A 21,218-nucleotide genomic window follows, 5' to 3' on the forward strand; every position below is an offset into this window, starting at 1 on the left:
GACATGACTTTCGCCCCCACAGACTACTTGCCGTATGACTTCGCAAACCGGCGTCACATCGGACCATCCCCTACGGAAATGGCCGAGATGCTCAACGTCGTGGGGGCGAAAGATCTTGAGGCTCTCATGGATGATACCCTGCCGCAAAAAATAAGGCAGAAAGCACCGCTTGATTTCGGCAAACCGTTGTCCGAGCGCGAACTGCTGCATCACATGAAGGTCACCGCGTCCAAGAACAAAGTGCTGACCTCTTTGATTGGACAAGGCTATCACGGCACGGTTACGCCACCTGCGATTCAACGCAATATTTTCGAGAACCCGGCGTGGTACACGGCCTATACGCCGTATCAGCCTGAAATATCCCAGGGGCGGCTGGAGGCGCTGCTGAACTTTCAGACGATGGTGTCCGACCTGACTGGACTGGAAATTGCAAACGCGTCGCTGCTGGACGAAGCCACGGCCTGCGCCGAAGCGATGACGATGGCCCAACGCGTCGCCAAGACAAAAGCGAAAGGGTTCTTTATCGACGAAAACTGCCATCCGCAGAACATCGCCGTGATGAAAACCCGTGCGGCCCCTTTAGGAATAGAGGTGACAGTCGGTAATCCAGACGATCTGGACGCCACTGCTGTGTTTGGCGCGATCTTTCAGTTTCCGGGGACCTTTGGGCACCTGCGGGACTTTACCGCGGCGATCGCCAAACTGCACGAGGCCGCAGCGATCGGTATTATCGCCGCGGACCCATTGTCGCTGACGTTGTTCAAGGAACCCGGCGCAATGGGGGCTGACATTGCGATTGGCAGCACACAACGCTTTGGTGTGCCTGTCGGTTTTGGTGGTCCGCACGCGGCCTATATGGCCACAAAGCGCGGCTACGCCCGGTCGATGCCGGGGCGTATTGTCGGTGTGTCCATAGACAGTCATGGCAACCGGGCGTACCGATTATCACTGCAAACCCGCGAACAGCATATCCGGCGTGAAAAGGCGACGTCGAATGTTTGCACGGCGCAGGCACTGCTGGCAGTCATGGCAGGATTCTATGCGGTCTTCCACGGACCAGAGGGTTTGCGCGCCATCGCCCAGCGGATTCACCGCAAGGCGGCTCGTTTGGTTGACGGTCTGAAAGAGGGCGGCTTTGACGTGCGCCCGGCGACGTTCTTTGACACGATTACTGTCGACGTCGGCCCGTTGCAGGCGGCCGTGATGAAATCGGCGGTGGACGAAGGTATTAACCTGCGTGCCGTAGGCACGACACGTGTCGGCATCACTGTGGACGAACGGACGCGTTCAGCAACGATAGAGGCAGTCTGGCGCGCCTTCGGCATCACCCGCGAGGATAAAAATTATACGCCGCACTATCATGTGCCGGGAAAATTGCTCCGCACGACGGATTACCTGACGCACCCGGTCTTTCACATGAACCGGGCCGAAACCGAGATGATGCGCTATATGCGCCGCTTGGCTGACCGTGACCTTGCACTTGACCGGGCGATGATCCCTTTGGGATCCTGTACGATGAAGTTGAATTCTGCTGCTGAAATGATGCCAGTCAGTTGGGATGAATTTTCTTTGTTACACCCCTACATCCCGCGCGATCAGGCGGCGGGATACATGGAAATGATCGACGACCTGTCCGCCAAGCTTTGTGAAGTGACGGGGTATGATGAAATATGCATGCAGCCCAATTCTGGTGCGCAGGGTGAATATGCCGGTCTGCTGACCATTGCAGGTTACCACCGGGCGAACGGTCAGGGGCAGCGCAATATCTGCCTGATCCCGATGTCCGCGCATGGCACAAATCCCGCCTCGGCCCAGATGGTCGGCTGGACAGTTGTGCCAATCAAGTCGGACGCTAAGGGTGACATCGATCTTGCGGATTTTCGTGCGAAGGCAGCGGAACATGCAGACAACCTAGCAGGCTGCATGATTACCTATCCGTCGACACACGGCGTGTTTGAAGAGACGGTGATCGATGTCTGCCAGATCGTGCATGATCATGGCGGGCAGGTCTACATCGACGGCGCAAATATGAATGCGATGGTCGGCCTGTCTCGGCCCGGCGATCTGGGGGGTGATGTGAGTCACCTGAATCTGCACAAGACGTTTTGCATCCCCCACGGCGGCGGCGGCCCCGGCATGGGGCCGATTGGGGTCAAGAAACACCTCATCGCGCATCTGCCGGGCGATCCAACCTCGGGCGAAGGTGCGGTATCCGCCGCCCCCTTTGGTTCACCGTCGTTGCTGCCGATTTCGTGGGCCTATTGCTTGATGATGGGCGGCGAAGGTCTGACGCAGGCGACGCGCGTTGCGATCCTGAACGCTAACTATATCGCCAAGCGCCTCGAAGGAGCGTTCGATGTCTTGTACAAAGGCCCTACCGGGCGCGTTGCCCATGAATGCATCATCGACACCAGGCCCTTTGCCGATAGTGCCCATGTGACGGTCGATGATATTGCAAAGCGGTTGATCGATTGCGGCTTTCACGCCCCGACGATGAGCTGGCCCGTGGCGGGCACGCTGATGATCGAACCTACGGAATCTGAAACCAAGGCTGAACTTGACCGCTTCTGCGACGCGATGCTGGCAATCCGGGCAGAGATTTCTGACATCGAGAGCGGTAAAGCCGATCCCCACAACAACCCCTTGAAAAACGCGCCCCATACGATGGAAGACCTCGTAAAGGACTGGGACAGACCCTATTCGCGCGAAACCGGTTGCTTTCCCCCCGGAGCGTTCCGGGTCGATAAATACTGGCCTCCCGTCAATCGGGTGGACAACGCGTGGGGTGACCGGAACCTTAACTGCACTTGCCCGCCGATGTCGACTTATGCAGACGCCGCGGAGTAGAGAACTGCCAAAGTCGTGTTGCCGACGATTTTAGCTGCGGGCCGACAGCGTTTCTAGAATCCTGTGTGACAGGCCTCCGTGGCACAGGGGTCGTACGGGATCGCGTTTGCTATGCGTATTTTCGTCCGTGCGACGGCTGATGGCAGGATAAAACCGCAAGGTTCAAGACTGGCCGACTAAAAGATGAAGCTCAGCGCAAACATTGCACAGATCTTTCAGGTGAATTCAAACCGCATATGCGGGGCCTGCGGGCTTTGCACTGTGCCTGACCGGACGGTACCGGACGGACTGTCAGCCTTCTGTCATATTCTGTGACGGCGTTGATCCACATCAATCGGTGCTCCGATCCTTCGTGTAAAACTTGAGGTCACATATCACGTAATCAGGAATAAACGGGGTGTCAGGGATCGGAACACATCCGCGAACATGCAGCGACGACATCTTGCAGTTGTCTTCGCGTGCATGGCGGGAAGCCGAGGCCCGTTCCACTGTGCGCACGCTGTCCGACGGTCGGGGGCAGTGCGTCCTGTCGATCCCGGACTTGCGATGCGGGGGGTGCGTCGCCACGATCGAGCGTGCCCTGAATGCACGCACGGATGTCGCATCTGCGCGGGTGAACCTGACCCTGAAGCAGGCGGTTGTGACCTTCGCCGATGCAGACACTGATCCCACATCCGTCATCTCTGCGCTGACCCTGCTTGGATATCCTGCAATCCCTGCGGATCAGGGCCAATCGCAGGAAGGCGATACCGACACCGTCGGTCGCGGCCTGTTACGCGCGATCGCCGTGGCCGGGTTCGGTGCGATGAACATCATGATATTGTCGGTCGCCGTCTGGTCAGGTGCCGCTGGTGAGACGCGAGACACGTTTCACCTGATCTCTGCACTGATCGCCGTCCCGGTCGTGGCCTATGCCGGTCAACCGTTCTTCCGGTCAGCGTTGCAGGCATTGCGGGTGGGGCGGCTCAATATGGATGTGCCGATCGCTGTCGCCGTCATTCTGGCTTTGGCATTGAGCCTGGTCGAGACGATGCGGGGCGGCGAGCAGGCCTTTTTCGACGCTGCCGTGACCCTGCTCTTCTTTCTTCTGTCGGGCCGTTACCTTGATCATCTGATGCGGGAACGAGCACGCAGTGCGGTATCCGGGCTCGCGCGATTGTCGCCACGCGGGGCGATGCTGCGCCAGTCCGGTGGGATGCTGACCTATGTGCCGCTCAGCGCGATTTCACCCGGTGCGATCATAGCGATTGGCCCGGATGAACGTGTACCGGTCGACGTGCGGATTGTCGCGGGCTTCACCGATCTGGACCGGTCCCTTGTGACCGGCGAGGCGATGCCGGTGCCGGCTGGCTTTGGTGACACGCTGGAGGCCGGAACGCTGAACCTGACCGGTGCCGTCGAGGCCGAAGTCCTGCGGTCTGCGGAGCAGTCATTTCTTGCACAGATGATGCACATGCAGTCAGAGGCCGAGACCGGTCGTGGCACCTACGTGCGCATCGCCGACCGCGCCGCGCGTCTTTATGCGCCGGTCGTGCATCTGCTGGCACTGGCGACATTCGTCGGATGGGTCCTTGCCACAGGGGACTGGCACACGTCGGCCTTTGTCGCGATCAGCGTTCTGATCATCACCTGTCCATGTGCACTGGGTCTGGCTGTGCCGGTGGCGCATGTGGTGGCCGCCGGACGACTGATGCGCATGGGCATCCTGATGAAAGATGGATCCGCGCTGGAGCGGCTCGCCGATATCGACCGCGTGGTTTTCGACAAGACGGGGACGCTGACCATAGGCACGTCAGCTGTCGGTTTAGGCCCCGATGATCCGGCACTCCGCCCCGCAGCCAAGGCCTTGGCTTCGAAGTCGGTCCATCCTGCCGCCCGTGCGATCGAGATGAGTATCGCTGAACGGCCCTGCCAGCTGGACGATGCAACCGAAGTGCCGGGGTTCGGCATCGCTGGTTGCGTGGACGGACGTGCCGTGAGGCTGGGTCGTGCGGACTGGGTCGCGGACATCAGTGTGCAGGCCAAAGGTCGTGCAAGTCCCGTCTTCGCCTTTGCGGATGGACCTGCGATGTCGTTCGACCTGACAGAGACTCTGCGCCCCGGTGCAGTCGATGCGATCAGGTCATTTGCCGCGGCACGGATTCCCGTTGCCATGCTGTCTGGCGATATCGCGGCGCGGGCAAACAGCATTGCGAACCAACTGGACATCTCCGACGTGAAGTCGGGTCAAACACCCGCCGATAAGATTGCGGCGCTCAATGACCTGCGGGACGGTGGTTCTCGTGCGCTGATGGTCGGTGACGGATTGAACGATGCGGCGGCGCTTGCGGCCGCGCACGTGTCAATGGCACCCTCCAGCGCGTCGGACGCCGGACGGACGGCCGCGGATTTCATTTTCCTGCGGGATGGGCTTGATGCCGTGCCGGCCGCCTGGCGCATGGCACGCGCTACCGCGCGGATCGTGCGGCAGAACTTCGCGCTCGCCATCGCCTACAACTGCATCGCGATCCCACTGGCCATGGCTGGTCTGGTGACGCCCTTGATTGCAGCACTCGCGATGTCGGCGTCGTCGCTTCTTGTGATCGGCAACGCCCTTCGGCTGAACCGCGCCGCACAGCCGCGCCAAACGCCTGCACCCCGCCTTGGCGGGTCGCAGGTGCCCGCATGACAATTCTGGCGTTCCTGATCCCGATTACGCTGGGCATGGGGGCTGTCGGGCTGTGCGTCTTCTTCTGGTCGCTGCGCAGCAACCAGTACGACGACCTGTCAGGCGACGCTGAACGCATTCTCTTCGACGACGACTACCCGCTTCCGGCTGCATCTGCACGCCCGTCCAACACGACCAAGGAGACCGCGCCATGATGTCCAACCTCACCAGCACCGAACGCGCGAGGGCCATGCTGATCACGGGCGCGGGCGTGCTGATCGGCCTGACGATGGCCGCCGTGGGCCGCAACGATCCCATGGGTGCACATGGCTGGATCATCCTGCTGTTCTGCGGCGTGCTGTTCTTCCTCGTAGGCCAGAAGCTTTACGATGCAGAGCCTGTCGAGGATCGCAGCACATCCTATTACGACGATCCCACGAAGGTCGGAATCCTTCTCGCCCTGTTCTGGGCCGTCGTCGCGATGGGCATGGGTGTGTGGGTGGCGTCGCAGCTGGCCTGGCCGGATCTGCGGTTCGACGCGGCCTGGTCCAGCTTTGGCCGCATCCGCCCGGTGCATACGTCCGGCGTCATCTTTGGCTTTGGCGGCAATGCCCTGATTGCCACATCCTATCACATCATGCAGCGCACCAGCCGTGCACGGATGCCGGACCAGGTCTCGCCCTGGTTCGTGTTGCTGGGGTTCAACCTGTTCTGCGTGGTTGCCGCCAGCGGCTATCTGATGGGCATCACGCAATCCAAGGAATATGCAGAGCCGGAATGGTATGCCGACCTGTGGCTGGTGATCGTCTGGGTGGTTTATTTCGTGCTCTACATCCGCACACTCGCCCGCCGGAATGAGCCGCACATCTACGTCGCCAACTGGTATTACCTTTCGTTCATTCTGGTCGTGGCGATCCTGCACATCGTCAACAATCTGGCGATCCCGGCGTCCTTCTCTGGCGCCAAGAGTTATTCGGCCTTCTCGGGCGTGCAGGATGCGATGGTGCAGTGGTGGTATGGCCACAACGCGGTCGCCTTCTTTCTGACGACCGGTTTTCTTGGCATGCTTTACTATTTTTTGCCCAAGCGGGCAGGGCGGCCGATCTATTCCTACCGCCTGTCGATCCTGTCGTTCTGGGGCATCGTATTTTTTTATATCTGGGTCGGATCGCACCACCTGCATTACACGGCACTGCCGCAATGGGTGCAGACGCTGGGTGTCACGTTTTCGGTCATGTTGCTGGTCCCCAGCTGGGCCTCGGCGGGCAATGCGCTGATGACCCTCAACGGGGCGTGGCACAAGGTCCGCGACGACGCGACCCTGCGCTTCATGATGGTGGCGGCCGTGTTCTACGGGTTGTCGACATTCGAGGGGTCGTTCATGGCGATCCGCCCGGTCAACGCCCTGTCGCATTACACCGACTGGACGGTCGGTCATGTCCACTCCGGGGCGATGGGGTGGGTCGCGATGATCACGTTCGGGTCGATCTATGCGCTGACGCCCATGCTGTGGCGACGCGAGGCGATGTATTCATGGAAAGCGGTCGAGTGGCACTTCTGGTTGGCCCTTTCGGGGACGGTCATCTACGTCTTTGCGATGTGGAACGGCGGCATCACCCAAGGCCTGATGTGGCGGACATATACCGAGAGCGGCACACTTCGCTTTTCATTCGTCGATACGCTGATTGCGATGCATCCCTACTATATCGCACGGGCCTTTGGCGGGCTGCTGTTCTTTGCGGGGGCCTGCATCTGCTTCTGGAATGTCGTCATGACGATCCGGCGCGTGCCGCATCACGCCCTGGCCATCGACTATCCGACCACATCCGAAGCCATGGAGCCGGCAGTGCCGGCGGCGGAGTAAGCTCATGTTGAAAACCCTTCTCAAGCCCTTCGCCCGTGTCTTCGAGTTTCAGGCCAAGACCCATTACCGGATGGAACGGCATTCGATGGCGCTGACTGGAGGCATCATCCTTGCCGCCGGTGTCGGTGGCTTTGTCGAGATCGCACCCTTGTTCACCATCGACGACACGGTCGAGGATGTGGCGGACATGCGGGTCTACACACCGCTGGAACAGGCCGGGCGCGATATCTACATCCGCGAGGGGTGCTATGCCTGCCATAGCCAGATGATCCGCACTCTGCGCGACGAGGTGGAACGCTACGGTCCCTATTCGCTGGCCGTGGAATCGAAATACGACCACCCGATGCTGTGGGGATCAAAGCGCACGGGACCGGACCTCGCGCGGGTCGGAGACAAGTATTCCGATGACTGGCAGGTGCGTCATCTGATCAATCCGCGCGATCTGGTACCGCAATCCGTGATGCCACAATACGCCTTCCTGCTGGAGACCTCGCTGCGCACCGACGACCTGCCGGGCAGGCTCGATGCGCTGCGCATGGTGGGCGTGCCCTATACCGATGACATGATCGCCAACGCGGCCGACGATGCGCTGGGGCAGGCGCGGCCCGATGGTGACCGCGCGAGTGGTGTGCTGGACCGATACGGTGAGGCGACCGCAGTGCGCGCCTTTGACGGGCAAGGCGATCGTCTGACCGAAATGGACGCGCTGGTCGCGTATCTTCAGATCCTCGGGAATCTGACCGATGTGGCGCAGAATACCCAGCCGATGGCAGAGGAGTAGATGATGGACATGACCCACGAATGGTATGTCGCGCTGTCCAAGTCGTTTGGCCTGTTCTGGCTGCTGGGCCTGTCGGCCGCGATCACGGCCTATGCCTTCTGGCCCTCGCTTGGCGGCCGGTTTGACAAGGCTGCCAACAGTATCCTCGACGATGAGGACGGGCCAGCGCAGCCTACCGCGACCAAGCCGGAGGACGAGGCATGTCGGTAAAGGATCGCGATCCCCTGACCGGGCACCAGACGACCGGGCATGACTGGAACGGCATCACGGAGCTGAACACCCGAGTTCCACGCATCGTGTGGTTCTTCATTATCGTGACACATCTGTTCGCGCTGCTCATGTGGATCCTGCTTCCGACGTGGCCGCTGGTCACGACCTATACAAAAGGTCTTCTTGGTTTCGATCAGCGCGACGTGGTCAAGCAGGATATCGTGCTTGCGAACCTCGCCCGTGCCGACTGGGCAGACCGCATCGCGACGCTTCCCACGGCTGACATCCTGAAAGACCCTGAACTGATGGCCCGGGTGACGGGGACCGCCCACCAGATTTTCGGTGATAACTGCGCCGGCTGTCATGGTGTCGATGCGGCCGGTGGTCCGGGGTTTCCGAGCCTTATCGATACCGCCTGGCTGTGGGGCGGTGACACCGACACGATCATGGAGACGCTGCGCGTCGGCATCAATGCGACCCACCCCGACACGCGGTATGCACAGATGCTGGCCTTTGGTCGCGACGGTATCCTACCGCGCGACGATATCCGTCTTGTCATCGATTACGTCCAGTCGCTGTCCGGTACGGCCGCACCCGCAGACCGGATCGCCGCGGGAGGAGAGATTTTCGCGAATAACTGCGCCGCCTGTCATGGAGAGAATGGTCACGGCAACACGGACCTCGGCGCACCAAACCTGACCGACGCGTTCTGGATCTACGGTGGTGACGACAAAGCAATGTACGAAACGATCTGGGGCGGTCGGCAAGGCTGGATGCCCACTTGGGAGGACCGCTTGTCCCTGACGGAGCGCAAGATTCTCGCCGTTTACCTGCAACATCTGGGTCAGGAGGCACTGCAATGACGGACATCATCCGCCCGCTTGCGGGCCGCCCCGAACTTCATCCTGCGGGTCAACGGGCTTGGCTGCCTGATTGGCATGCAGGAGGCGGCAAAGCAATTCATCCGCCAGGGCACGCCCGGCAAGATCATCAATACCGCGTCGGTCGCGTCCCGTCAGGGCTTTGACAATGTCGCGCCGTACTCGGCCTCGAAGTTCGGGGTCGTTGCACTGATCCAGTCTGGCGCGAAGGATCTGGCCAAGCACGACATCACGGTGACCGGATTCGCGCCGGGCGTGGTGGCCACGGAAATGTGGGAAGAGGTCGACCGTGACCTTATCGAGATCGGCGCGGCAAAAAAGGCCGGACAGGCGATGGAAGCGTTTTCGGCCAATATCCTGAAAGGCCGCGTCGCGAAGCCCGTAGATATCACCGGCACGACGACATTTCTTGCGTCGAAGGACAGCGACTACATGACCGGCCAGATCGTGATGATCGACGGAGGAATGACGCTGGTGTGACGGAGCACCGCGACAGAAAGGCCATGACGGTTTTCGCGTACTGATACGAGCGCCCCTTTGGGCATGGTGGGAGAGAGACTGATGGCAGCCATTACCAAACAACAGATCGGCGGAATTCTAGCGCGTCAGGGGATTCTGATAGCTTTCGCGGTTTTCATGATCGGTTTCACACTGGCCAACCATCGCTTTCTGGCCCCGGACAACATCATGGGGGTGGTCCGGTCCTCGGCGATCCTCGGTGTGATGGCTTTGGGCGTCACATTCGTGGTGATCAGCGGAAATCTGGATCTTTCGGTCGGATCGATGATGTCTTTCTCGACAATCGTAGTATTGGATTTGCACGACAAGATAGGTCCAACGCTGGCCATTCCCGTCATGTTCGCCATGACAATTTGCCTGGGTGCCTTCATCGGATTCCTGGTCGGTTACCTCAAGCTCAATTCGTTGATCGTGACGCTGGGTATGTTGTCGGCCATCCACGGGCTGACGCTGACTTATTCTGGTGGCCAGAACATGGACATCGCCGATAAGGAAGGCACCTGGTTCAGCGTCTTTGGTCAGGGCGATGCGCTTGGCATTCCCGTGCCCATTCTGATATTCGCGCTGCTGGCGGCCTTTCTGGGTATTCTGTTGGCAAAGACCCCTTTCGGACGCAAAGTTTACGCCGTGGGCGGAAATGGCGTGGCTGCCACCTTTTCCGGTATTCGTAGGCCCCGCGTGGTATTCACCTGCTACCTGCTGTCGGCCTTTTGCGTCGCAACAGCGGGACTGATCCAGGCCAGCCGTTCGCTGGGCTCGCAGAACACTGTTGGTCAGGGGTTGGAGCTTGAAGTTCTGGCCGCGGTGATCCTTGGCGGAGCTTCGCTTCTCGGCGGGTCCGGGACGATCTTCAAAACGGTGATCGGCGTGCTGATCCTGGGTTTCATCCAGAACGGCCTGTTGCTCGTCGGTTTGCAGTTTTACGTCCAGTTCGTTGTGACCTGGGTCATCATCATCCTTGCTGTCTGGCTTGATATCGCGGCCAAGCGCGGCAAGCTTTTGTCCCCGATTGCGTGAGGTAAGAGATCATGGAAGCTGGAAAACTCAGCAAGTTTCTCAAGAATGGCGCGATCTGGGGCTTTATCATCCTAGAGCTGATCTTCTTCACAATCGCGGGTGAATTCCTGTCCCTGTCGGACAAGGCCTTCATCGATGCCGACAACATGCTCTTGTTGTTCAAGCAATCCGCGCCGATTGGGATCATCGCCATGGGCATGACAATTGTCATGATCAACGGAAATATCGACCTGAGCGTCGGCGCCATCTACGCGATTGCTGCTATTGTTTTGCTCGACTCCATGTCCTGGCCGATCTTTGCGGGGTTTGGCGACTGGGTGATCCCGATTGCCTGGATATTGGCCTTGCTGGTCGGCACAGTGCTGGGCGCGTTGAACGGGCTGATCGTATGGAAGACCGGCGTCGATGCCTTCATCGTGACACTTGGTTCGATGCTTGGATATCGCGGGCTGGTGTTCATGTATAACGGCGAGCAGCCGACCAGCCACCTGAACTGGACCCTCGTCGACTTCGCAGAGTCGCAGTTCCTTTTCCTCCACACGCCGACCTGGTTCCTGATCATCGTGACGGCGGCGATCTGGTTCCTGATGAACAAGACGGTGCATGGCCGAAACGCCTATGCCATCGGTGACAACCGCACCGCGGCAGTGAACGCGGGCATCAAGGTCGGGCCGCACATGATGATCAACTTCATGATCATCGGCTTTCTTGCGGCACTTTCGGCGGTTGTTTTTTATTCTGAAAGCGGCTCGGTCAATCCGAATGACGGCGAGCTTTACGAACTCTGGGTGATTACGGCAGTCGTGCTTGGCGGCACAAAGCTGACCGGCGGCGCGGGCTCGATCCTTTCGACCTTCGGCGGTGTCCTCGCGATCCAGCTTCTGCGCAAGGGGCTTAGCCACATTGGCGCCGATACGTCGACGGTGAACCTTGTCATCGGCCTCATTCTGATCGCCGTTCTGTTCCTTGACCGTCAGCTGAATGTCAAAGGCAAAGAGGAGTTGAAGGTATGAGCAGTCAAACACCTGTCCTGCGTCTGGAAGGCATCGTTAAGACCTTCCCGGGCGTGCGTGCCCTCGACGGCGTATCCTTCTCTGTCATGCCCGGTGAAGTGCATGCACTGATGGGCGAAAACGGTGCCGGCAAATCGACTTCGATGAAGGTGCTTGGCGGTCTGTATCAGCCGGACGAAGGCACGATCTATGTCGATGAAGTGCCCACCATCATGTCGTCGCCGTTGGACGCCAAGGCCAAGGGTATCGTCTTTATCCACCAGGAGCTGAGTTTGGCCGAAGAACTTTCGGTGGCCGAAAATGTGTATCTGGGCGAACTGCCGAAGAAGCGGTTCGGACTGGTCGATTGGGACATGCTTTATGCGCGCACCGACGCGATCCTCGATAAGCTGAAGGTTGGCTTCAACGCCCGCACGCGGGTCGGTGACCTGTCGATTGCGAACCAGCAGATGGTCGAAATTGCCCGTGCCCTGACGGTGGAAGCCAAGGCGGTGTTTTTCGACGAGCCGACCGCCTCGCTGACCGATGCGGAAAAGGTGGTGCTGTTCGAGGTCATCGACGACCTCAGATCGCAGGGCGTTGGCATCGTCTATATCTCGCACCGGATGGAAGAGATCTTCAAGATCACCGACAAGATCAGCGTGTTGCGTGACGGTGGCTATCGCGGGACCGTCAACACCGCCGACACTGACGAAGAAGCGGTGACCCAGATGATGATCGGCCGGAAGCTGGACCTCAGCCGAAGTGAGAGTCGCCACACATTGGGTGACGTCGCGCTGGAAGTGCGCGGGCTCACCTGCGGGCAACTTTATAGCGACGTCAGTTTCGAGGTCCGGCGCGGCGAGGTCGTGGGCTTTTATGGGCTTGTCGGTGCGGGCCGGACAGAGATCGCAGAAACATTGTTCGGATTGCGTGATCCGAGCCGCGGCACCATCCTGCTCGACGGAAAAGAAACCAAAATTCACTCTCCCAGAGATGCGATTTCCAAGGGCATCTCGCTGGTGCCCGAGGACCGCAAGGGACAAGGGCTGGTTTTGGGCATGAACTGCCGGGACAACATGACCCTGCCGCAGATTGACGATCTGACCGCCGGACCGTTCGTGGCCGAAGGTTCTGAGATCGCGATTTTCGACCAATATCGTGACAAGCTCGATATCCGTACGCCGGGCTGGAAGCAGATCGTCGGCAACCTGTCCGGCGGTAACCAGCAGAAGATTGTCATCGGAAAATGGCTGTCGATGCATCCCAGCGTGCTGATCGTGGACGAACCGACGCGTGGCATCGACGTCGGATCTAAATCAGAAATTCACAACCTGATCCGGGAACTGGCGGCGCAGGGCTATGCGGTGATCGTGATCTCTTCGGAAATGCCCGAAGTGCTGCATGTCTCTGACCGGATCGTGGCGATGTACTCCGGCAAGGTGATGCGGACGTTCACATCCGAAGAGGTCACCGAGGACAACTTGATCCAGGCCATCTCGGGTATTTCCGCCGACAAGGCAGCATCGAGCGGTCCTGCCGTCGTGGCCTAGCCAGACGTCCAAGACCAACGCCCTGAGGGGCCTTGGCGGCCGGGGCCTGACAATCGTTTTAAGGAGTCTGCAGTGCGAAGAATATTGTTCAAGGACGCAACGATCGTCACGATGGATGACGCATTGGGCGATTTCGCCAAGGCGGACCTGCTGATCGAAGACGACCGGATTGCTGCCATCGGCCCGGATATCGATGGCGGCGATGCCGAGGTGATCGACGCAAGCGACCGGATCATTATGCCTGGCCTCGTCAACGCGCATATGCACACTTGGCAGACCGGCCTGCGCGGGCTGGCGTCGAACTGGACGCTGCTGGAGTATTTCCGCAATGTTCATCGCGGCCTCGCGACATTGTTCACGCCCGATGACCTGTATTATGCGCAGTTGCTTGGCGGGTGGAACCAGATCGATTGCGGAGCGACGACGCTTGGTGACTGGTGCCACAACAACCCGACCCCGGCGCATACCGATGCCGCGCTTGACGGGCTTATCAAGTCGCAAGTGCGCGCGGTGTTTTTCCATGGCTCACCGAAACCGGACGCCAAACCGGGTCAGCCGCATTTCAGCGAAGTGCCGCATCCGCGCTCGGAAGTGGAGCGGCTTTTGAATGGTCCGCTCCGTGATGCCGAAGGTCGTGTCACTTTGGCCTTGGGCATTCTTGGACCGCATTATTCAACGATGGACGTTTCGCAGCATGACTTCCGTTTGGCGCGTGAATTCGGTCTGGTTGCTTCGATGCATCAGGGCGGTGGCGAAGCCAAGACTCCCGGCGGCTGGGATCAGCTTGAAGCGGACGGTCTGGTTGGTGAAGGCTGCAATATCGTGCACGGCCATGGCCTTAGCGACGACCAGATCAAACGGTTCTGCGACGCGGGTGTCAGTTTCTCGACCACCCCGGAAAACGAAATGACCCAAGGGCATGGTTTCCCGGTGACCGGCAAGGTTCGGGCGGTCGGTGGCCTGCTGTCGCTTGGTGTGGATCTCGAATCCGTTCTGTCGGGCGACATGTTCACAGTTGGCCGGATGGCGCTTGGGATGCAGCGCGCGCTGGATAACGATGCCAGCCGCCGCGAATCCGGGTCCATTCCGCAAACGACGACGATCCCGGTTCGCGAAGCGCTTGCCTGGATCACGATAGACGGTGCGCGGGCCATCGGGTTGGGCGACCGGGTCGGGAGCCTTACACCCGGAAAGCAGGCGGACATCGTCGTGCTGCGCAGCAGCGATCTGAACATGGGTCCGCTGCATGACCCGATTTCGACCGTCGTGATGCAGGCCGGACCGCGCAACATCGACAGCGTGATGATCGCTGGTGAATTTTACAAAAGAGACGGTCAGTTGATGGTCGGAGACGTTGAGCCAGCCAAGCAGGCGCTCGCCGAATCCGGTCACCGCATTGCCGCTGAATTGCGCCGCCTCGGACAAGAAGGAAAATGACATGACAGGCAAACAACAGGCAGCATGGATCGGCCTCGGCAAGCTTGGCTTGCCCATGGCGGCGCGACTCGCAGAAGAGTTCAGTGTGACTGGCTTTGACCTGAGCGAAGAGCGCCTTGCACTGGCGGAGGCGCGCGGAATCAAACGCGCGACCGACCTTGCCAGCGCGGTGGCAGATGCCGCGGTCGTCTTTGTCTCGCTTCCCGACGACCGAGCGCTGCGCGCTGCGGTATTGGCGGATGGTGCATTGCTGTCGCACCTCTCGTCCGGAATGATCTTGGTCGAAACCAGTACAGTCAGCGTCCACGCCTCCCAGGATGTTGACCGTGTGGCCGGAGAAATTGGCGTTTCCTACCTTCGGGCGCCAGTCTCTGGCAATCCGGTCTCGGCCGAAGCCGGGACGCTTTCCGCGCTGGTGTCGGGACCGGAAGAGGCATTCAAGAGCGTGTCACCGATGCTGGCCACGTTCTGTCAATCGCAGAGTTGGCTCGGCGACGCCGACCAGGGACGCTACGCCAAGCTTGCAATCAACCTGATGATCGCGGTCAGCGCAGGCATGATGGCCGAAGCGCTCGCACTGGCGCGGCGCGGCGGTATCGATTGGCATGACATGCTGAACCTGATGGAAAACAGCGCGGTGGGCTCGCCAATGGTGAAGTACAAATGCGCACCAATGCACGACCGCGACTTTACCTCGACGTTTTCCGGCAGGCAGATGGCAAAGGATCTGGATCTGATCCTTGAATGTACGCGTGCCTCAGATGTGCCCGCGCCGCTCGCCGCTCAGATGCGCGAAATGTACACCGCGATGATCGCCGCCGGTGACGGTGACGACGATTACATCGCGACGATACGCCACCAGGAACGACTTTCCGGTCTGGCCGATATCGAACCCAGCAAGACAGCCTGAACAAGGGAGTTTGTCGTGAGAAATCTGAACGAAAACAACATCACCGATGCCGTTGTCGCGATGGCGGACGCCTGCGGTGACGGTCGGATCAAGCAGACGGTCAACAGTTTGGTGCGCCATCTTCACGCCTTCATCCGCGAGATCGAGCCAACCGAGCAGGAATGGGAACAGGCCATCGCATTCCTGACCGAGACCGGTCAGAAATGTGATGATGTGCGTCAGGAATACATCCTGTTGTCCGACGTACTGGGCGTGACGATGTTGGTCGATGCGATCAACCATCGTTCGGCAACCGACACCACCGAAACCACAGTTCTTGGCCCGTTCTATGTCGAGGGCCCGCCCGAAACGCCGATGGGCGAGGCAATCGACTGGAACGTTGAGGGTGAGCCGTTTTATGTGGAAGGCCGCATCACGTCGGACAACGGACAGCCACTGGCCGATGTGTTGGTGGACGTCTGGCAGTCCGACAGCGAAGGTTTCTACGACGTTCAAAAGGAAATGGAAGGGGCCTCGCTCAGGGCGCGTTTCCGGACTGGTCCAGATGGTCGCTATGCCTTCTGGACGGTCACGCCTTCGCCTTATCCAATCCCCACGGATGGGCCAGTCGGGCAATTGCTGGAGCGGCTGGATCGCCATCCGTACAGGCCGGCGCATGTCCATTTCATGCTGCACGCCAAGAACCACCAGAAACTGGTGACGCAGATCTTTGCCGAAGGCGATCCCTACATCGACAGCGATGCGGTGTTCGGCGTGAAGGATTCACTGGTCAAGTCTTATGCCCTGAACGAGCCGGGCAAGGCACCGGATGGAAAGGTTCTTGATCGGCCCTGGCGCCACCTCGTCTTTGATTTCGGCATGCGTCGGATGGGCTAGGGCGTTTGAGAAAGACCACTCGAGAATTCTCGAGAAGCACATGTTACAAGAAGGAAAGTAGAGATGAATACGCAGTCAGGACATGGACTTTGGGCAACCGAAAAGTCCCCCGATATCGACAACCTGAAGATCGAGGTTGCCGCGCGCGACGCGGGTCAGCCTGGCCCGGGTCAGGTCACGGTCGAGATCAAGGCAGCGGGTGTCAATCCATCTGACGTCAAGGCGGCGCTCGGTTTCATGCCCCATGCGGTCTGGCCGCGTGTACCGGGGCGGGATTTTGCAGGCGTTGTTTGCGGCGGTCCGAAGAAGCTTTTGGGGACTGAAGTCTGGGGTGGCGGCGGCGAGCTTGGCATCACGCAGGACGGAACGCATGCGAAATACCTAACGCTGCCGGCAGCAGCGGTGACCGCCAAGCCCGCCAACCTGTCCTTCGAGGAAGCAGGCTCGATCGGCGTGCCCTTCATTACTGCCTTCGAGGGCCTTCAGCGGGCCGGTGGGGTCCAGCCATGGGATAACGTGCTGGTCTGCGGCGCGAATGGCAAGGTGGGGCAGGCGGCGATCCAGCTCGCCACGCTGGCAGGCGCCCGCGTCTTTGGCGTGGAATACAAACCGATGGACTATCACGGCCATTCAAATGGCGACATTGAGATGCTCGATAGCTCGTCTCAGGACGTGGCTGCGGTGATCCGCGAAAAAACTGGCGGTCATGGCGCGGATATCGTGTTCAACACGGTCGGCAACCCATATTTCGAGATCGCGAACAACGTGATGGCGGGCAAGGGCCGCCAGATCTTCATCTCGACCTTCGAGTTCACGGTGCCGTTCAATATCTTTAATTTCTTCCGGTTGCAGCACCAGTTCATCGGCCTGAATACGCTGGAAATGGACAGCGTATACTGTGCTGCGATCTTCAAGAAATTGAGCCCGCTGTTCGAAACCGGACGTCTGAAGCCTTTCCCGATCAACCCCGCGACCGTGCATGGGCTGGGTGACGCGGCCAAGGCCTATGCCGCCGTCAACAACTCATCACCGGATCGGGTCGTGTTGAAGCCGTAACTGCCGCAGCAGCGCCCCGCCGGGCTTCTCGCACCAAGAGTCCGGCGGAAGCGTATGAACCAACCCTGACGATGTTATCGAACGGAAATACGATGGCTGATCCTTGCATCATCTGTGTGGCAATCACGGGTCAGCTGCCAACCAAGGCGACCAATCGGCTGTGCCGATCACGATTTCCGAACAGATCGAGTCAACTCTCGAGGCATTCGAGGCCGGCGCAACGATTGCCCATTCCGATCGGGCCGTCGGTCAAATGAGCAATGATACGGACCATCCAAGCGGTTGAACAGTCGCGGTTGAGCCCGATGAAACGGCGCCGCCTTAAAAACAATTGTTTTGGATAAAAATTAACCGCGAGACCAGATTTCGAGGGTAAATATTTGGGCACGTCTTTTTCAACTTTGCCTACGCACTACTTCTGGTCAACCAAAAATTACCGAATTGAACCTGCCTGGCGGTGTTCGACCCTGTGAACGGTGCCTTGGACCTCGTGGCGCCCCATGAAAGTCCGTATTGGATATATCTTGGCTGTGCCCTCTTCCGCGATGCTGCTAAATTGTTTGTAAGTCGTCAATTGGCTGGCTGGAACACTGAAATCCGACCAATTCACGAAGCGGATATTGTTGCTGGTCTCTGATGAGATTGCGAATAGGGAGGACTCTAAAAATGGATGTCAAAAGGTTAAGTGGCAAGAACATCTTGATCACAGGCGCAGCGCGCGGCATGGGTGCCGCAAACGCGGAGAGTTTCGCCGCGCAGGGCGGCAATGTCTGCCTCGCCGATCTTGATGGCGATGAGGCGCAGAAGGTCGCTGACAAGATCAACGCGGCGGGCAACGGTCAGGCAATTGCGGTCCGGTGCGACGTGACCAAGCGTGAGGACAACGCCGCAGCCGTCAAGGCCGTCGTGGATGAATTCGGCGAGTTGAATGTCGCACTTTTCAACGCCGGTCTCAACAAGCCCCGCTTTTTCATGGACATCGATGAGGACAATTGGGACCTTATCATGAACGTGAACACCAAGGCGATGTGGCTTGGCATGCAGGAAGCCGCGCGGCAGATGATCGCGCAAGGCAAGCGCGACTATCCTTATAAGTTGATCAACGTGGGCTCCATCGCCTCGCGCAAGCCGCTGATCGACGTGACCGTTTATTGTACTTCGAAATACGGCTGCCTTGCGCTGACCCATTGCGGCGCGCTCGGTCTGGCAGAGCACAACATCACCGTGAACGGCTATGCGCCGGGCGTCGTGGTGACCCCGCTCTGGGAACAGCTAGACAAGGATCTGGTCGAGATCGGTTTCAAGGAGAAGGCAGGCCAGGCATATGACGACATCGTGCGGGATGCGCTGCAGATCAAGCGCGTGTCCTACCCCAGGGATATCGTCGGCACCGCCTCGTTCCTCGCGTCGGACGACAGCGATTACATGACCGGCCAGATGATCCATATCGACGGTGGATGGTGCATTCAGTAATCGATCGTGCCCGGCGGATTTCAAGGCCGACCAAGGCGTTTCGAATGGCTTGGTCCGCTTCCGTCGCCGGGAACGGCTTCCTTCGCTCAACTGTAAGGTGGGTATCATGGTCCAGCCGTTCACTTATTCCGGTCTGCCGACGCGTGTTCGTTTTGGATGGGATATGCTGGGCGAGGTCGCTGAGGAAATCCGCAGGCTGAACTGCTCCCGGGCCCTTGTCCTGTGCACGCCCCAACAGGAACAAGACGCCCGAAATCTCGCGGAGCAGCTGGGGGATCTTGCCGTCGGCCTGTTCCCCGGCGCCGCCATGCACACGCCGGTGCAAGTGACAGAGCAGGCGCTCGCGCTCATGAACCAGCTGGGCGCAGATTGCACGATTGCCTTGGGCGGGGGGTCGACGATCGGCCTTGGCAAGGCGTTGGCATGGCGGCTCGACACACCGCAGATCGTGATCCCGACATCCTATGCCGGGTCCGAGGTTACGCCGATACTTGGGCAGACCGAAGACGGCCGGAAGACCACCGTATCCGATCCAAAAATCCTGCCCGAAACCGTCATTTACGACGTCAACCTGTCTGCGACACTGCCGGTCCCGATGACGATCACCAGCGGCATGAACGCCATGGCCCACGCGGTTGAGGGCCTTTACGCGAAAGAACGCAATCCGATCGTCTCGGCGATGGCGCTGGAGGGTATCGCGGCCTTGGCGCGTGCCTTGCCCGCAGTGGTGGAGAAACCAGATGACCAGGTGGCGCGCGGCGACGCACTTTACGGCGCGTGGCTCTGCGGCATGGTGCTGGGGCAGGTGGGCATGGCGCTGCACCACAAGCTTTGTCACACGTTGGGCGGGACGTTCAATCTGCCCCACGCCGAGACGCACTGCGTCGTGCTGCCCTATGCCATCGCCTTCAACGCCGTGGCTGTGCCGGAGCTGCTGCGCCCGGTCGGGGAAGTCTTCGGAGACAGCCATGACCCCGGCGCGGCGCTGCAGGCCTTCGCCCGCAAGCTGGGAGCGCCGACGGCATTGCGCGACTTGGGCATGCCCGAAGACGGCATAGAGAAAGCAGTCGCGATTGCGACCCAGAACCCATACTGGAACCCGCGCCCACTGGTGGAAGATGACCTCAGAGACCTGATCACCCGCGCTTGGTCTGGCGCACGGATCGGGGAATGATCGCCGGACTGTACCTCAGGGACTTGCGCAAGTTCGGCCCGCGCCCTGCGTAAGCGACCAATAGGCATAGGAATTTGTAAAAAGCCTGCAGGAACAGAACGCGGGCAGAGCAGACAATCGTGCCCGTGCACGGTGCCTATTTGGCTACGCGCCAAAACCGGTCTTGGGCGGGACGGCAAGTTGACCGATATGACTGATCGGGATGCTTTAGCTTACCATGTGGCGAAGCCGCGCGGCCAGCGTCAGGTTATGCCCAGCAAGCCGATGGCAACCCGGTACGACCTGTCCCTTGCATATAGCCCGGCATCGCCGCGCCATGTCCGGAGATAGCCGAAGACCCTTTCAAGGCCAGCGACTAGACCATGGGCGGCAATGTCGCCGTGATACGAACGGCATCGCCGTTTCGGGGCTTGGGAATATCGGACCGTTGGCCTCCACACCAGCGGTGGAAGGCAAGGCAGCGCTGTTCAAGACGTTTTTCCGCATCGCCGTGTTCGACATCCAAGTCGATGCCCCTGATGGTCGTAGTCCATCGCGTTCTTGGCCATGCAGCAATAGCATACCGTCTATGATTAGGGATTTGGCGTTTGGCCCATATCTTTGCGTCAAGCAGAGACGCACAGTCAATACGAAAGACCCGACCATGAATACGCAGCCACAATGCAAGACACCCATCCCGGCCGACGTCCAAAAGATCATCCATCGGGCGCACAGGATGCGCAGCGAATATCTTAACAAGTCGATCAAGGCTGGATTGTCCCACCTTCAAGGGGTTTTTGGTCACAAGAACCCTGTAGCCAAGGCAACCGCCTGACCTTTGGCGTCCACTCCTGCAGATGCAATGATCGCGGCTTGTCCGGGCCCGATCACTCTCAAGCTTGGTCCACCTCTCCGGCTTGCTCGACGCTGAGGGTACAGTGACGGTCAACGTCCATATCCTGAATGAGCCAAGTGCCGTCATAGGCAATATGCGGTGGGTCA

16 protein-coding genes and 4 pseudogenes are annotated in these 21,218 nt (G+C 59.6%); all 20 read left to right on the forward strand.

The genetic code is table 11. From position 1 onward, the window contains the following. Positions 1 to 3: 3 nt before the first annotated feature. The 20 genes and pseudogenes from gcvP to GLR48_RS24315 all read left to right on the forward strand — a co-directional run bounded on the left by gcvP (position 4) and on the right by GLR48_RS24315 (position 21,051). Positions 4 to 2,847, forward strand: coding sequence for an aminomethyl-transferring glycine dehydrogenase (gene gcvP / locus GLR48_RS24220; protein WP_237066638.1), 2,844 nt, complete (start codon positions 4 to 6; stop codon positions 2,845 to 2,847). Positions 2,848 to 3,337: 490 nt separating this feature from the next. Further along, complete coding sequence (locus tag GLR48_RS24225; RefSeq protein ID WP_237066639.1) at positions 3,338 to 5,515, forward strand: heavy metal translocating P-type ATPase; 2,178 nt, start codon at positions 3,338 to 3,340, stop codon at positions 5,513 to 5,515. Beyond that, positions 5,512 to 5,646: pseudogene (gene ccoS, locus GLR48_RS24230) on the forward strand (cbb3-type cytochrome oxidase assembly protein CcoS); the annotation flags it as partial. The gene GLR48_RS24225 and the pseudogene ccoS, both read left to right, overlap by 4 nt. Before the next feature lie 59 nt (positions 5,647 to 5,705). Beyond that, on the forward strand, positions 5,706 to 7,358 hold the full coding sequence (gene ccoN / locus GLR48_RS24235) for a cytochrome-c oxidase, cbb3-type subunit I (RefSeq protein ID WP_237066643.1): 1,653 nt from the start codon (positions 5,706 to 5,708) through the stop codon (positions 7,356 to 7,358). 4 nt (positions 7,359 to 7,362) lie between these two features. Next, complete coding sequence (gene ccoO, locus GLR48_RS24240; RefSeq protein ID WP_237066645.1) at positions 7,363 to 8,139, forward strand: cytochrome-c oxidase, cbb3-type subunit II; 777 nt, start codon at positions 7,363 to 7,365, stop codon at positions 8,137 to 8,139. Between the two features lie 3 nt (positions 8,140 to 8,142). Beyond that, on the forward strand, positions 8,143 to 8,349 hold the full coding sequence (locus tag GLR48_RS24245) for a cbb3-type cytochrome c oxidase subunit 3 (RefSeq protein ID WP_237066647.1): 207 nt from the start codon (positions 8,143 to 8,145) through the stop codon (positions 8,347 to 8,349). Next, positions 8,340 to 9,212 (forward strand): cytochrome-c oxidase, cbb3-type subunit III, encoded by an 873-nt coding sequence (gene ccoP / locus GLR48_RS24250; protein WP_237066649.1) that lies wholly within the window; start codon positions 8,340 to 8,342, stop codon positions 9,210 to 9,212. Before GLR48_RS24245 ends, ccoP begins: the two co-directional genes overlap by 10 nt. 33 nt (positions 9,213 to 9,245) lie before the next feature. Next, positions 9,246 to 9,710: pseudogene (locus tag GLR48_RS24255) on the forward strand (SDR family oxidoreductase); the annotation flags it as partial. 81 nt (positions 9,711 to 9,791) lie between these two features. After that, positions 9,792 to 10,766: an ABC transporter permease gene (locus GLR48_RS24260; RefSeq protein WP_237066652.1), complete on the forward strand. Its 975-nt coding sequence runs from the start codon at positions 9,792 to 9,794 to the stop codon at positions 10,764 to 10,766. A gap of 11 nt (positions 10,767 to 10,777) precedes the next feature. Beyond that, on the forward strand, positions 10,778 to 11,779 hold the full coding sequence (locus GLR48_RS24265; RefSeq protein WP_237066654.1) for an ABC transporter permease: 1,002 nt from the start codon (positions 10,778 to 10,780) through the stop codon (positions 11,777 to 11,779). After that, a complete protein-coding gene (locus tag GLR48_RS24270; RefSeq protein WP_237066655.1) occupies positions 11,776 to 13,311 on the forward strand; it encodes a sugar ABC transporter ATP-binding protein in 1,536 nt (511 codons plus the stop codon). Before GLR48_RS24265 ends, GLR48_RS24270 begins: the two co-directional genes overlap by 4 nt. Before the next feature lie 72 nt (positions 13,312 to 13,383). Continuing rightward, complete coding sequence (locus tag GLR48_RS24275) at positions 13,384 to 14,748, forward strand: amidohydrolase family protein (protein ID WP_336886674.1); 1,365 nt, start codon at positions 13,384 to 13,386, stop codon at positions 14,746 to 14,748. Between the two features lies 1 nt (position 14,749). Beyond that, positions 14,750 to 15,658 carry an NAD(P)-dependent oxidoreductase gene (locus GLR48_RS24280; protein ID WP_237066659.1) on the forward strand — a complete coding sequence of 303 codons (909 nt, stop codon included), beginning with the start codon at positions 14,750 to 14,752 and terminating at the stop codon, positions 15,656 to 15,658. A 15-nt stretch (positions 15,659 to 15,673) separates the two neighbouring features. Continuing rightward, positions 15,674 to 16,534 (forward strand): dioxygenase family protein, encoded by an 861-nt coding sequence (locus GLR48_RS24285; RefSeq protein ID WP_237066661.1) that lies wholly within the window; start codon positions 15,674 to 15,676, stop codon positions 16,532 to 16,534. A gap of 63 nt (positions 16,535 to 16,597) precedes the next feature. Then, positions 16,598 to 17,590, forward strand: a complete 993-nt coding sequence (locus tag GLR48_RS24290; protein ID WP_237066663.1) for a quinone oxidoreductase family protein — start codon at positions 16,598 to 16,600, stop codon at positions 17,588 to 17,590. Between the two features lie 92 nt (positions 17,591 to 17,682). Then, positions 17,683 to 17,870: pseudogene (locus GLR48_RS24295) on the forward strand (3-keto-5-aminohexanoate cleavage protein); the annotation flags it as partial. A 386-nt stretch (positions 17,871 to 18,256) separates the two neighbouring features. After that, a complete protein-coding gene (locus tag GLR48_RS24300) occupies positions 18,257 to 19,063 on the forward strand; it encodes an SDR family NAD(P)-dependent oxidoreductase (RefSeq protein ID WP_237066665.1) in 807 nt (268 codons plus the stop codon). Positions 19,064 to 19,169: 106 nt separating this feature from the next. Next, on the forward strand, positions 19,170 to 20,237 hold the full coding sequence (locus tag GLR48_RS24305) for a maleylacetate reductase (RefSeq protein ID WP_237066667.1): 1,068 nt from the start codon (positions 19,170 to 19,172) through the stop codon (positions 20,235 to 20,237). A 316-nt stretch (positions 20,238 to 20,553) separates the two neighbouring features. Further along, positions 20,554 to 20,694: pseudogene (locus tag GLR48_RS26185) on the forward strand (hypothetical protein); the annotation flags it as partial. A 186-nt stretch (positions 20,695 to 20,880) separates the two neighbouring features. Next, the gene (locus tag GLR48_RS24315; RefSeq protein ID WP_237066741.1) at positions 20,881 to 21,051 is read left to right on the forward strand and encodes an RSP_7527 family protein; all 171 of its coding nucleotides are present in this window, start codon (positions 20,881 to 20,883) and stop codon (positions 21,049 to 21,051) included. Positions 21,052 to 21,218: the final 167 nt, after the last annotated feature.

Source organism: Loktanella sp. M215, from assembly GCF_021735925.1.
GTDB lineage: Bacteria > Pseudomonadota > Alphaproteobacteria > Rhodobacterales > Rhodobacteraceae > Loktanella.

Bases quoted from the DNA above. Each gene is read 5' to 3' on its own strand.
- GLR48_RS24260 (WP_237066652.1), top strand. From the start codon at position 9,792: ATGGCAGCCATTACCAAACAACAGATCGGCGGAATTCTAGCGCGTCAG.
- ccoP (WP_237066649.1), top strand. From the start codon at position 8,340: ATGTCGGTAAAGGATCGCGATCCCCTGACCGGGCACCAGACGACCGGG.
- GLR48_RS24305 (WP_237066667.1), top strand. From the start codon at position 19,170: ATGGTCCAGCCGTTCACTTATTCCGGTCTGCCGACGCGTGTTCGTTTT.
- GLR48_RS24265 (WP_237066654.1), top strand. From the start codon at position 10,778: ATGGAAGCTGGAAAACTCAGCAAGTTTCTCAAGAATGGCGCGATCTGG.
- ccoO (WP_237066645.1), top strand. From the start codon at position 7,363: ATGTTGAAAACCCTTCTCAAGCCCTTCGCCCGTGTCTTCGAGTTTCAG.
- ccoN (WP_237066643.1), top strand. From the start codon at position 5,706: ATGATGTCCAACCTCACCAGCACCGAACGCGCGAGGGCCATGCTGATC.
- GLR48_RS24245 (WP_237066647.1), top strand. From the start codon at position 8,143: ATGGACATGACCCACGAATGGTATGTCGCGCTGTCCAAGTCGTTTGGC.
- GLR48_RS24270 (WP_237066655.1), top strand. From the start codon at position 11,776: ATGAGCAGTCAAACACCTGTCCTGCGTCTGGAAGGCATCGTTAAGACC.
- GLR48_RS24315 (WP_237066741.1), top strand. From the start codon at position 20,881: ATGAATACGCAGCCACAATGCAAGACACCCATCCCGGCCGACGTCCAA.
- gcvP (WP_237066638.1), top strand. From the start codon at position 4: ATGACTTTCGCCCCCACAGACTACTTGCCGTATGACTTCGCAAACCGG.
- GLR48_RS24280 (WP_237066659.1), top strand. From the start codon at position 14,750: ATGACAGGCAAACAACAGGCAGCATGGATCGGCCTCGGCAAGCTTGGC.
- GLR48_RS24300 (WP_237066665.1), top strand. From the start codon at position 18,257: ATGGATGTCAAAAGGTTAAGTGGCAAGAACATCTTGATCACAGGCGCA.
- GLR48_RS24290 (WP_237066663.1), top strand. From the start codon at position 16,598: ATGAATACGCAGTCAGGACATGGACTTTGGGCAACCGAAAAGTCCCCC.